This is a genomic window from Pseudomonas sp. SDO5532_S415, assembly GCF_054071155.1.
In genome coordinates this window covers 1-12101 of the sequence record NZ_JBSVWS010000173.1, presented here as the reverse complement: position 1 = coordinate 12101, position 12101 = coordinate 1, and the positions used below count along the sequence as shown (strand labels likewise).

The following is a 12101-nucleotide window of genomic DNA, read 5'->3' as shown; positions in this document are numbered from 1 at the left end:
GGGTTACGCAATCTCCTGTGGGAGCGAGCCTGCTCGCGAAAGCGTCAGCAGCCACCCCACAGGACCCAAGGCCATTAAACGTTCTGGCGCTCGCCCTTCGGATCGAAGAACACCGAAGAAACGATTTCCGCCTCGATCACGCTGCCGTCCGCCAGGGGCGCGAACACACGTTCGCCCATGCGGTTCAGGCCGCCCTTGACCACGCCCATGGCAAACGAATAGCCCAGGGAGTTGTGCAGGTAACTGGAGGTCACGTGACCGACCATGGTCATCGGGATCGCCTGCTTGGTGTTGAACACCAGTTGCGCACCTTCCGGCAGCCACTTGTTCGGATCGATCGGCTTCAGGCCGACCAGCTGCTTACGTTGATCACGTACGCAGTCTTCACGGTTCATCCCGCGCCAGCCGATCCACGAGAACGGTTTGGTGCGGCCCACACACCAGCCCATGTTCAGGTCGTCCGGGGTCATCGAGCTGTCAGTGTCCTGACCGACGATGATGAAGCCCTTCTCGGCCCGCAGGACGTGCATGGTTTCGGTGCCGTACGGCGTCAGGTTGTACTTCTTGCCGGCGTCGACGATTTTTTCCAGTACGCCCATGGCGTAGTCGGCTTGCACGTTGACTTCGTACGACAGCTCACCGGTAAACGAAATCCGGAATATCCGCGCCGGCACACCACCGACCAAGGCTTCTTTCCAGGTCATGAACGGGAAGGCTTCGTTGCTCAGGTCGGCGTCAGTGACTTCGCTGAGCAGCTTGCGGCTGTTCGGCCCGGACAGGGTCATGGTCGCCCAGTGATCCGTCACGGAAGTGAAGTACACCTTCAGGTCCGGCCATTCGGTCTGGTGGTACAGCTCCAGCCATTGCAGCACGCGGGCCGCGCCACCGGTGGTGGTGGTCATCACGAAATGGTTCTCGGCCAGGCAGGCCGTCACGCCGTCGTCGAACACCATGCCGTCTTCTTTGCACATCAGGCCGTAACGGGCCTTGCCCACGTCGAGCTTGGTCCAGGCGTTGGTGTACACGCGGTTGAGGAACTCGCGGGTATCCGGGCCCTGGATGTCGATCTTGCCCAGGGTCGAGGCGTCCAGCAGGCCGACGCTGTCGCGCACGGCTTTGCATTCGCGCTTGACCGCCGCGTGCATGTCTTCACCGCTTTTCGGGAAGTACCACGGACGTTTCCACTGGCCGACATCTTCGAACTCGGCGCCGTTTTTCAGGTGCCACTGATGCAGCGCGGTGTAACGCACCGGCTCGAAGATGTGGCCACAGTGACGACCGGCCACCGCGCCGAAAGTCACCGGCGTGTAGTTCGGGCGGAACATGGTGGTACCCATCTGCGGGATGGTCACGTTCAGCGAGCGGGCGGCAATGGCCAGGCCGTTGACGTTGCCGAGCTTGCCCTGATCGGTGCCGAAGCCCAGCGCGGTGTAGCGCTTGACGTGCTCGACCGACTCGAAGCCTTCGCGGGTCGCCAGTTCGATGGCGGCGGCGGTCACGTCGTTCTGCAGGTCGACGAATTGCTTCGGCGCCCGTGCGGTGTTCTTCTCATGCGGCACCTGGAACAGCGCCAGGGTCGGCTCTTCCAGACGGGCCAGGGCTTTGGGCAAGGTCGCTTCGACCGCACCGAAACCGGCTTCGCTGGCAGCGCGCACGCCCCCTTCAAAACCATCGGCCAGGGAATCGCCGAGGCCATAGACGCCGTTGATGCCACCGACGCACACGCGTTTCTGCGGTGCTTCGCCCGGAACGAAACCGAGGATGTCTTCACGCCAGATCGGCTTGCCGCCCAGGTGCGAAGCCAGGTGAACCACTGGGCTGTAGCCGCCGGAACTGGCGACGATGTCGCAGTCGAGCCATTCACCAGGGCTGGTGACTTTGTGTCCTTTCACATCGATCGCGGCCACGCGGGCAGCGGTCACGTGCTTGCTGCCACGGGCCTCGATCACGGCGCTGCCGGTGAGGATGCGAATGCCCTTGGCGCGCGCTTCTTCCACCAGCGCACCGCGAGGGTTGCTGCGGGCGTCAGCGATGGCTACCACTTGCAGGCTGGCATCGAGCCAATCCAGCGCAACGCGATAGGCGTGGTCGTTGTTGGTCGACAGCACGAGCTTCTTGCCCGGTGCCACGCCATAGCGACGTACGTAAGTCGACACAGCGCCGGCCAGCATGTTGCCCGGCACGTCGTTGTTGCCGTAGACCAGCGGACGCTCGTGAGCACCGGTCGCCAGGACCACGCGCTTGGCGCGAACCCGGTGAATGCGCTGACGTACCTGGCCAATCGGTGCGCGGTCGCCGAGGTGATCAGTCAGGCGCTCGTGAATGGTCAGGAAGTTATGGTCGTGGTAGCCGTTGACCGTGGCGCGCGGCAACAGCAGCACGTCCGGGGTGTTCTTCAGTTCTGCGATGACGCTGGCGACCCATTCCACGGCAGGCTTGCCGTCGAGGCTTTCGCGGGAGTCGAGCAGGCTGCCGCCGAACTCTTCCTGCTCATCGGCCAGGATCACCCGGGCACCGCTGCGCGCAGCGGCCAGTGCAGCGGCCAGACCGGCGGGGCCGGCGCCGACGATCAGCACGTCGCAATGCTGGTTCATGTAGTCGTAGGTGTCCGGATCGTTCTCGGTCGGCGAGCGGCCAAGACCGGCGGCCTTACGAATGTACTTCTCGTAGGTCATCCAGAACGATTGCGGGTACATGAAGGTTTTGTAGTAGAAACCCGGTGGCATCAGCTTGCCGCCGACCTTGCCGAGGATCCCCATCATGTCGTTGTTCACGCTCGGCCAACCGTTGGTGCTGGTGGCGACCAGGCCCTGGTACAGCGCTTGTTGCGTGGCGCGTACGTTCGGGATTTGCGTGGCTTCGGTGGCGCCGATCTGCAGCACCGCGTTCGGCTCTTCGGCACCGGCGGCGAAGATGCCGCGCGGACGGGAATACTTGAAGCTGCGACCGATGATGTCGACGCCGTTGGCCAGCAGTGCAGCGGCCAGGGAGTCACCTTCGAAGCCTTTGTAGCTCTGGCCGTTGAAGGTGAAGCTCAGGACTTTGTTGCGGTCGATCCGTCCGCCGTTGGACAGGCGATTGATCTGGCTCATACCTTCTCTCCCAGAGCCGTGGTGGCCGCTTTCGGGCTATCGGTCTTGTCGGTGAATTGTGGCTTGGCGCCGATCTTGTAGGTTTCGAGAATCTCGTAGGTCACGGTGTCGCGGGTGACGTTGAAGTACTGGCGGCAACCGGCGACGTGATCCCACAGCTCGTGGTGCAGACCGCGAGGGTTGTCGCGGAAGAACATGTAGTCGCCCCACTCCTCATCGGTGCAGCTGTTAGGGTCCAGTGGACGCGGGATGTGCGCCTGGCCGGATGCGTGGAATTCCTCTTCGGAGCGCAACTCGCCGCAGTGAGGACAGAAGATATGCAACATGGGGATTTCTCCTGTTAGTGGGCGACCGCAGCAGCGCCGTGTTCATCGATCAACGCACCGTTGTGGAAACGGTCGATGGAGAAAGGTGCGGCCAACGGGTGCATTTCACCCTTGGCCAGGCTTGCGGCAAACACGTTGCCCGAGCCAGGTGTGGCCTTGAAGCCACCGGTGCCCCAACCGCAGTTGAAGAACATGTTCGGTACCGGGGTTTTCGAGATGATCGGGCAGGCATCCGGGGTGGTGTCGACGATGCCGCCCCACTGACGGTTCATGCGTACGCGGGACAGGACCGGGAACATCTCGACGATGGCCTGGATGGTGTGTTCGATCACCGGGTACGAACCACGCTGGCCGTAACCGTTGTAGCCGTCGATACCGGCGCCGATCACCAGGTCGCCCTTGTCGGACTGGCTGATGTAACCGTGCACGGCGTTGGACATGATCACGCTGTCGATGATCGGTTTGATCGGCTCGGACACCAGTGCTTGCAGCGGGTGGGATTCGATCGGCAGACGGAAACCGGCGAGTTTGGCCATGTGCCCGGAGTTACCGGCAGTGACCACACCAACGCGCTTGGCGCCGATGAAGCCCTTGTTGGTTTCCACACCGATGCACACGCCGTTTTCCTTACGGAAACCGATCACTTCGGTCTGCTGGATCAGGTCCACGCCCAGTGCGTCGGCGGCACGGGCAAAGCCCCAGGCCACGGCATCGTGACGGGCCACGCCGCCGCGACGCTGGACGGTAGCGCCCATCACCGGGTAGCGGGTGTTCTTCGAGCAGTCGAGGTACGGAATCTCGTCGGCCACTTGCTTGGCATCGAGCAGTTCGCCGTCGACGCCGTTGAGGCGGTTGGCGCTGACCCGACGCTCGGAATCACGGATGTCCTGCAGGGTGTGGCACAGGTTGTAGACGCCACGCTGGGAGAACATCACGTTGTAGTTCAGGTCCTGGGACAGGCCTTCCCACAGTTTCATCGCGTGTTCGTACAGGTGCGCCGACTCGTCCCACAGGTAGTTGGAGCGAACGATGGTGGTGTTGCGCGCGGTGTTACCGCCGCCCAGCCAACCTTTCTCGACCACGGCCACGTTGGTGATGCCGTGTTCCTTGGCCAGGTAGTAGGCGGTCGCCAGACCATGCCCGCCACCGCCGACGATGACCACGTCGTAGACCTTTTTCGGGGTCGGTGTGCGCCACATCCGCTGCCAGTTTTCATGGTGGCTGAGGGAGTGTTTGAAGAGGCCGAAGCCTGAGTAGCGTTGCATAGTCATTTACTCCAAAACCGCACTCAGCGATAAACCGGGAAGTCCGCACACAGGGCCGATACTTGCTGGGCGACATTGGCTTCAACGTCGGCATCGCCGAGGTTGTCGAGGATGTCGCAGATCCAGCCGGCCAGCGTGACGCACTGGGTAACCTTGAAGCCGCGAGTGGTCACCGCCGGGGTGCCGATGCGCAGGCCGGAGGTCACGAACGGCGACTGCGGATCGTTCGGGACAGCGTTCTTGTTCACAGTGATGTGGGCGCGACCGAGTGCAGCGTCCGCCTCTTTGCCGGTCAGGCCCTGACGGATCAGGCTGACCAGGAACAGGTGGTTATCGGTACCGCCGGACACTACATCGTAGCCGCGTTTGATAAAGACGCCGGCCATGGCCTGGGCGTTGTCGATCACTTGCTGCTGGTAAGCCTTGAAGCCAGGCTCCAGCGCTTCCTTGAAGCACACCGCCTTACCGGCGATCACGTGCATCAGCGGGCCGCCCTGGGCACCGGGGAAGACCGCGGCGTTGAGCTTTTTCTCGATCTCTTCGTTGGACTTGGCCAGGATCAGGCCGCCACGCGGACCGCGCAGGGTCTTGTGGGTCGTGGTGGTGACCACGTCGGCGTAAGGCAGCGGATTTGGATACAGGCCGGCAGCGACCAGACCGGCCACGTGGGCCATGTCGACGAACAGCAGCGCACCGACTTTGTCAGCGATCTGACGGAAACGCGGGAAGTCGAGAGTCTTGGAGTAGGCCGAGAAACCGGCAACGATCATTTTCGGCTTGTGCTCGACCGCCAGGCGCTCGACTTCGTCGTAATCGATCAGGCCGGTGTTGGTGTCGATACCGTATTGAACGGCGTTGTACAGCTTGCCCGAGGACGACACCTTGGCGCCGTGGGTCAGGTGACCGCCGTGGGCCAGGCTCATGCCGAGGATGGTGTCCCCGGCTTGCAGCAGGGCCAGGTACACGGCGCTGTTGGCCGAGGAACCGGAGTGCGGCTGCACGTTGGCGTAATCGGCGCCGAACAGTTGCTTGGCGCGTTCGATGGCCAGGGCTTCAACCTTGTCCACATGCTCGCAGCCACCGTAGTAGCGCTTGCCCGGGTAACCTTCGGCGTACTTGTTGGTCAGGCCGCTGCCCTGCGCTTCCATCACGCGCTTGCTGGTGTAGTTCTCCGACGCGATCAGCTCGATGTGATCTTCCTGACGTTGCTCCTCGGCATTCATCGCCGCCAGCAGTGCATCGTCGTAACCCTGGATCTTGTCTTGCTTGCTGAACATCGCGTCTCTCCCAGCGGCATCTGTGCGCCATTCGTCTCGGTAAGGCACTGGTGTTTCGGCAGTGCCCTTTGATAGCGATGGTATGACTGGCTTGGCGTGGTCAAATGCCTATGGGCGCCACGCAAAGGTGCGTTTACGACATGGCGGGAAATGGCAAGCCGGCCACGCACTGAGAACCAGCGCCAATCCCCTGTGGGAGCGAGCCTGCTCGCGAAGAGGGAGTGTCAGTCAACGCAAATGTTGTTTGACCCGCCGCCTTCGCGAGCAGGCTCGCTCCCACAAGATTTGCATTCGGTTTCCGGGGTTATGCGAGAACCTGTCGCAATGCCAGCAGCACAAGGAAATGCGCGGGGTACAGGGCATACGCCCAGCGTCGCATCGGCGGTGGTTTTACGTCCTGGGCGTGTCGCAACAGGAACAGCCCGAGCCATGGCGCAATCAGACAAGTGGCAACCGCCGCCATCGCCACGCCGTTACCCAATCGAACGGAGTAATACAGCACCTGCAATTGATTGGCCGCCAGGCAGACCAGCCCCGGTAGCAGTGCGAAAAACCAGGGTCGCCGGATCGCCAGCAACATCGCCAACGGTAATAACACGCCGAAGAACCCGAACATCAGCCGCTCCGGGAACATCGCCGCCAGCGCGAGTGCACCGCCGGCCAGCAGACGCGCCGGCAGGACCCGGTCCTGCCAGCCGCGCACCACCAACAGGCCAAGCGCCAGCGTGGGCAATACATTCAGGGTGTCAGGATTGGGAATGTACATCCGATAGGGAACTTCGCTCACCGCGCCGAACAGCAGCAACCAGCCCAGATAACGCCACTGCTTGCCTGTCGTCATTGCCGACGCCCGTGCCAGATTGGCCGCCATCGCCAGGCAAAACCACGGGAATGCCAGACGACCCGGCACATACAGCCAATCGGCGGAATAACCGACATATCGCAGGTGATCGAGCAGCATGCTCAGCAGCGCCAGCCATTTGAGCAGATCCAGCGCTCCATCGCGCTGCTTTAAGTGCGGCTGTGTCACGTTCATAGACACGTGCATAATTGCCCGGCATCCCAGTAATGTTCTGACAGAGACATCCCGTGCGCTCCCCGGACGATCTTCGGTAAAGTGCGCACCCTCATTGACCACGAGACGCTTCACCATAGGCGCCTCGACCACGGAAGCAGGCCATGACCGATAAGAGCCAACAATTCGCCAGCGACAACTATTCCGGCATTTGCCCTGAAGCCTGGGCCGCCATGGAGCAGGCCAACCATGGCCATCAGCGCGCCTACGGCGACGACGAATGGACCGCCCGTGCGTCCGACGATTTCCGCAAACTGTTTGAAACCGACTGCGAAGTGTTCTTCGCCTTCAACGGTACCGCCGCCAACTCGCTGGCCCTGTCCTCGCTGTGCCAGAGTTACCACAGCGTGATCTGCTCGGAAACCGCCCACGTCGAAACCGACGAATGCGGCGCGCCGGAATTTTTCTCCAACGGCTCGAAACTGCTGATTGCCCGCACCGAAAACGGCAAGCTGACCCCGGAATCGATCCGCGAAATCGCCCTCAAGCGCCAGGACATTCACTACCCGAAACCGCGCGTCGTGACCCTGACCCAGGCCACCGAAGTCGGCAGCGTCTACACCCCGGACGAAATCCGCGCCATCAGCGCCACCTGCAAAGAGCTGGGCCTGAATCTGCACATGGACGGCGCGCGCTTCTCCAACGCTTGCGCGTTCCTCGGCTGCTCGCCAGCCGACCTGACCTGGAAGGCCGGCGTGGACGTGCTGTGCTTCGGCGGCACGAAAAACGGCATGGCCGTGGGTGAGGCGATCCTGTTCTTCAACCACAAACTGGCCGAAGATTTCGACTACCGCTGCAAACAGGCCGGGCAACTGGCGTCGAAAATGCGTTTCCTGTCCGCGCCCTGGGTCGGGATTCTGGAAAACGACGCCTGGCTCAAATACGCCCGCCACGCCAACCACTGCGCGCAGTTGCTGGCCGAACTGGTCAGCGACATCCCGGGCGTGGAACTGATGTTCCCGGTGCAAGCCAATGGCGTGTTCCTGCAACTGTCGGAACCGGCCATCGCCGCCCTGACGGCCAAGGGCTGGCGTTTCTACACGTTCATCGGCAACGGCGGCGCTCGCTTCATGTGCTCGTGGGATACCGAGGAAGAGCGTGTGCGCGAACTGGCCCATGACATCCGCCAAGTGATGTCCCACTAATCCCCACGTACTCCACCAATTCCCTGTGGCGAGGGAGCTTGCTCCCGCTCGGCGGCGCAGCCGTCGTAAAACCCACCAATGCGGTCTGCCTGACAGACCGCATACTCAGATTTCGGGGCCGCTTCGCGCCCCAGCGGGAGCAAGCTCCCTCGCCACAATGACCGCTCATGACTTAATACTTCGTCTACATTCTCTGACGAGCTGATTCGACCCGCTCACATAACAACAATCGGGAGCGTACGCATGTCATTGCAAGGCAAAACCCTGTTCATCACCGGCGCCAGCCGTGGGATTGGTCGCGAGATCGCGCTGCGCGCCGCGCGTGATGGCGCCAACATCGTGATTGCCGCCAAGAGTGCCGAACCGCATCCCAAGCTGCCGGGCACCATTTATAGCGTGGCCAAGGAAGTCGAGGCCGCAGGTGGCAAGGCGTTGGCGTTGCAGGTGGATGTGCGCGATGAAGTTGCCGTGCATCAAGCCCTGGCCCAGGCCAACGAGCATTTCGGCGGTATCGATGCACTGGTGAACAACGCCGGGGCGATCAAGCTGACCGGAGTTCAACACCTCGAGCTCAAGCGCTTCGATCTGATGCACCAGATCAACACCCGCGCCGTGCTGCTGTGCAGCCAGGCCGCGCTGCCCTACCTGAAGCAGTCCAAGGGACACATTCTCAACCTGTCGCCACCGCTGAACCTGGCCGTCAAATGGTTCGCCCAATACAGCCCCTATACCGTGACCAAATACGGCATGAGCATGCTGACGCTGGGCATGAGCGAGGAGTTCAGGAATTACGGCATCAGCGTCAACTCGCTGTGGCCGCAGACGATGATTGCCACCGCTGCGATCGAGTTTCAGCTGGGGTCACGGGAGTCGTTCAAGCATGCACGCACGCCTGCGATCATGGCGGATGCCGCCCACGTGATCTTGAGCAGCACCGAGCGCAGCCTGACCGGGCGGTTGCTGATTGATGAAGAAGTTTTGCGGGAAAACGGCACCACCGAGTTCGAACACTATCGGTTTGCCCCCGACACCAGCGACAAGCTGATGCCGGATTTGTTTGTGGATTAAAACACCGATCATTGTGGGAGCGAGCCTGCTCGCGAAAGCGTCGGATCAGTCAATATCGATTTGAATGACACACCGCATTCGCGAGCAGGCTCGCTCCCACAAGAGGCATTCCACAAAGGGGTTAGTACTCGATCCGCACATCCCCCTTCGGCACACTGCAGCACGACAGGATGTACCCTTCGGCCTCGTCTTCCTCGGTGATCCCGCCGTTGTGTTCCATCTCCACTTCGCCGCCCAGCTTCAACACCTTGCAGGTGCCGCAGATGCCCATGCCGCACGCCTTGGGTATCAGCAAACCGGCCTTGGCCGCGGCCGCGTGAACGGTCTCGCCAGGCGCTACGCGAATGCTTTTGCCGGACGCGGTGAACTCCACCTGATGCAGGTCCGCCGCGTCCACTTCCGGCGCCTCGGCCGCTTGTTCGGCGTGCTCTTCGGCATCGGCACGAGCCTCGGGCGGGGTCGCTCCGAAGGATTCTTCGTGGTAACGCTTCATGTCGAAGCCAGCGTTTTCCAGCAAGCGCTTGACTGCGGTCATGTACGGGGTCGGGCCGCAGCAGAAGACTTCCCGCTCAAGGAAGTCCGGCACCATCAGTTCCAGCATTTTGTGGTTCAGGTAACCGCGATAACCGGCCCAGGGCTCGCCCATCCCATGCTTCTCGCAGATCAGGTGCAGGCTGAAGTTATCGATCCGCGACGCCATGTGTTCCAGTTCGCGGTGATAGATGATGTCTTTCGGCGAACGGGCGCTGTGGATAAACGTCATATCCACGTTGCCGTTGGTGTCGTAGAACCAGCGCGCCATGGACATGCAGGGCGTGATGCCCACGCCGCCGCTGAGGTACAGCACCTTGGGGCTCGGGAAATCGATGGCGTTGAACAGCCCGACCGGGCCGTGCACCGCCAGTTCCTGGCCTTCGTGCAAGGTGTCGTGCAGCCAGTTGGAGACCTTGCCGCCCGGTACGCGCTTGATGGTCACCGAGAAGCTGTACGGCACCGACGGCGAGCTGGAAATGGTGTACGAACGCATGATCGGCTGGCCTTCGATCTCCAGCTCCAGGGTGACGAACTGCCCCGGTTTGAAGAAGAACATGATCGGCTGATCGGCCATGAAGCAAAAGGTGCGCACATCCCAGGTTTCCTGGATGACTTTGACGCAACGGACGATGTGCCGACCATTGGCCCAGGTCTGGGTGGTTACCGGGTTCAGGAAGTTGTTGGACATGCTGATCTCCACGGCCGACTGTCGGCCTTCATGTTGGCGATTCTGCGTATAGCGCGAACCACCCATTTACCTATCTGCGACATTCACATGCTTATCGCGACCAGCCCGCAACTACCGGGGCTTGCGCGTCGGGAACAGATTGCATCATGTCGCCCATGGATAAGGTTCTGGCCAGCGCCGGCCCCACACTCGCCCCATACCAAGACACAATCTTTACACCTTGCGTAGCAACCATTAGCAGTACACCGATTAGCCACTTTTCGCCGGCCACGCAGATGGCCTTGAGGATTAAACGATGGACGTCACTACTACCCTGAGCCTGGGCGATCCGCTGGAACCCGCACGCAAGGCCACCGCCCAGATGCTGCAAGAGCGCGAACGCACGTTCTCGCTGCCGCAGCCGTTTTACTCTGACGAGCGCCTGTTTGATATCGACATGCAGGAGATTTTCCAGAAGGAGTGGTTGATCGCCGGCATGACCTGCGAGATCCCGACCAAGGGCAACTACCTGACGCTGCAGATCGGCAAGAACCCGATCATCGTGATCCGTGGCGCTGAAGGCGTGGTGCATGCATTCCATAACGTCTGCCGTCACCGTGGTTCACGCCTGTGCACCAGCGACAAGGGCAAGGTCGCCAAACTGGTTTGTCACTACCACCAGTGGACCTACGAACTCGACGGTCGCCTGCTGTTCGCCGGCACCGAGATGGGCGACGACTTCGACATGAAGCAGTACGGCCTCAAGCCGGTGAATGTGAAGACCGCTGGCGGCTACATCTTCATCAGCCTGGCGGAAAATCCGCCGGCCATCGATGACTTCCTGTCGACGCTCAGCCATTACATGGAACCGTACGACATGGAGAACACCAAGGTGGCGATCACCACCACCTTGATGGAAAAGGCCAACTGGAAACTGGTGCTGGAAAACAACCGCGAGTGCTACCACTGCAACGCGTCGCACCCGGAACTGCTCAAAACCCTGCTGGAATGGGACGACGTCACCGACCCGCGCGCCGACCAGGCGTTCAAGGACCACGTCGCGGCCTCCGCCGCTGCCTGGGAAGCAGAGAAGATCCCTTACGCCCACGCCAGCTTCGGCCTGCGTAACCGCATCGTGCGCATGCCGTTGCTCAAGGGCACCGTGTCGATGACCATGGACGGCAAGCAGGGTTGCGCCAAACTCATGGGCCGCATCAAAAACCCGGACCTGGGCTCGATGCGCATCCTGCACCTGCCGCACTCCTGGAACCACTGCATGGGCGACCACATCATCGTGTTCACCGTGTGGCCGATCAGCGCCCAGGAAACCATGGTCACCACCAAGTGGATCGTCCACAAGGACGCCGTCGAAGGCGTGGACTACGACGTGGAGCGCATGCGCCAGGTCTGGGACGCCACCAACGATCAGGACCGTCGCCTGGCCGAAGAGAACCAGCGCGGCATCAACTCCACCGCTTACCAGCCAGGGCCTTACTCCAAGACCTATGAGTTTGGTGTGGTGAACTTTGTGGATTGGTACAGCGAGCGTCTGTTGAGCAACCTGGGGGCCGAGCCTGCACCGTACCTCAAAGGGGTTCCGGTTCAAGGCTAAGATCCAAAGCTTCGCGAGCAGGCTCGCTCCCACAGACCCC

The 12101-nt window shown here is 61.6% G+C and carries 9 protein-coding genes; 3 read left to right on the top strand and 6 right to left on the bottom strand.

The window, feature by feature from the left end; all coding sequences use genetic code 11:
- Window positions 1-74: 74 nt before the first annotated feature.
- From ACW9HW_RS25455 to ACW9HW_RS25435, 5 genes are all read right to left on the bottom strand, one after another.
- On the bottom strand, window positions 75-3092 hold the full coding sequence (locus tag ACW9HW_RS25455) for a sarcosine oxidase subunit alpha (protein WP_095195931.1): 3018 nt from the start codon (window positions 3090-3092) through the stop codon (window positions 75-77).
- On the bottom strand, window positions 3089-3418 hold the full coding sequence (locus ACW9HW_RS25450) for a sarcosine oxidase subunit delta (RefSeq protein ID WP_095195932.1): 330 nt from the start codon (window positions 3416-3418) through the stop codon (window positions 3089-3091). The genes ACW9HW_RS25455 and ACW9HW_RS25450 overlap by 4 nt, the downstream gene beginning before the upstream one ends.
- A 14-nt stretch (window positions 3419-3432) precedes the next feature.
- Window positions 3433-4683, bottom strand: a complete 1251-nt coding sequence (locus ACW9HW_RS25445) for a sarcosine oxidase subunit beta (RefSeq protein WP_007980419.1) — start codon at window positions 4681-4683, stop codon at window positions 3433-3435.
- A 23-nt stretch (window positions 4684-4706) separates the two neighbouring features.
- Entirely contained in the window at window positions 4707-5960 is a 1254-nt protein-coding gene (gene glyA, locus ACW9HW_RS25440) for a serine hydroxymethyltransferase (protein WP_095195933.1), read from the bottom strand.
- Window positions 5961-6264: 304 nt separating this feature from the next.
- Window positions 6265-7008: a TraX family protein gene (locus tag ACW9HW_RS25435; RefSeq protein ID WP_457402063.1), complete on the bottom strand. Its 744-nt coding sequence runs from the start codon at window positions 7006-7008 to the stop codon at window positions 6265-6267.
- Window positions 7009-7139: 131 nt separating this feature from the next.
- On the opposite strand from ACW9HW_RS25435, the gene ACW9HW_RS25430 reads away from it, so the two are divergent.
- On the top strand, window positions 7140-8180 hold the full coding sequence (locus ACW9HW_RS25430; RefSeq protein ID WP_095195935.1) for a threonine aldolase family protein: 1041 nt from the start codon (window positions 7140-7142) through the stop codon (window positions 8178-8180).
- Between the two features lie 243 nt (window positions 8181-8423).
- On the top strand, window positions 8424-9248 hold the full coding sequence (locus ACW9HW_RS25425) for an SDR family oxidoreductase (RefSeq protein WP_095195936.1): 825 nt from the start codon (window positions 8424-8426) through the stop codon (window positions 9246-9248).
- Window positions 9249-9369: 121 nt separating this feature from the next.
- Here ACW9HW_RS25425 and gbcB read toward each other — a convergent pair whose 3' ends face one another.
- Window positions 9370-10470 (bottom strand): glycine-betaine demethylase subunit GbcB, encoded by a 1101-nt coding sequence (gbcB, locus tag ACW9HW_RS25420; RefSeq protein WP_095195937.1) that lies wholly within the window; start codon window positions 10468-10470, stop codon window positions 9370-9372.
- Window positions 10471-10765: 295 nt separating this feature from the next.
- Between gbcB and gbcA the strand changes: the two genes are divergently transcribed.
- Window positions 10766-12061: a glycine-betaine demethylase subunit GbcA gene (gene gbcA, locus ACW9HW_RS25415; protein WP_095195939.1), complete on the top strand. Its 1296-nt coding sequence runs from the start codon at window positions 10766-10768 to the stop codon at window positions 12059-12061.
- Window positions 12062-12101: the final 40 nt, after the last annotated feature.

Excerpts from the sequence above, each read along its gene's own strand:
- ACW9HW_RS25455 (WP_095195931.1), bottom strand. The coding sequence starts at position 3,092 with ATGAGCCAGATCAATCGCCTGTCCAACGGCGGACGGATCGACCGCAAC.
- ACW9HW_RS25450 (WP_095195932.1), bottom strand. The coding sequence starts at position 3,418 with ATGTTGCATATCTTCTGTCCTCACTGCGGCGAGTTGCGCTCCGAAGAG.
- ACW9HW_RS25445 (WP_007980419.1), bottom strand. The coding sequence starts at position 4,683 with ATGCAACGCTACTCAGGCTTCGGCCTCTTCAAACACTCCCTCAGCCAC.
- glyA (WP_095195933.1), bottom strand. The coding sequence starts at position 5,960 with ATGTTCAGCAAGCAAGACAAGATCCAGGGTTACGACGATGCACTGCTG.
- ACW9HW_RS25435 (WP_457402063.1), bottom strand. The coding sequence starts at position 7,008 with ATGCACGTGTCTATGAACGTGACACAGCCGCACTTAAAGCAGCGCGAT.
- ACW9HW_RS25430 (WP_095195935.1), top strand. The coding sequence starts at position 7,140 with ATGACCGATAAGAGCCAACAATTCGCCAGCGACAACTATTCCGGCATT.
- ACW9HW_RS25425 (WP_095195936.1), top strand. The coding sequence starts at position 8,424 with ATGTCATTGCAAGGCAAAACCCTGTTCATCACCGGCGCCAGCCGTGGG.
- gbcB (WP_095195937.1), bottom strand. The coding sequence starts at position 10,470 with ATGTCCAACAACTTCCTGAACCCGGTAACCACCCAGACCTGGGCCAAT.
- gbcA (WP_095195939.1), top strand. The coding sequence starts at position 10,766 with ATGGACGTCACTACTACCCTGAGCCTGGGCGATCCGCTGGAACCCGCA.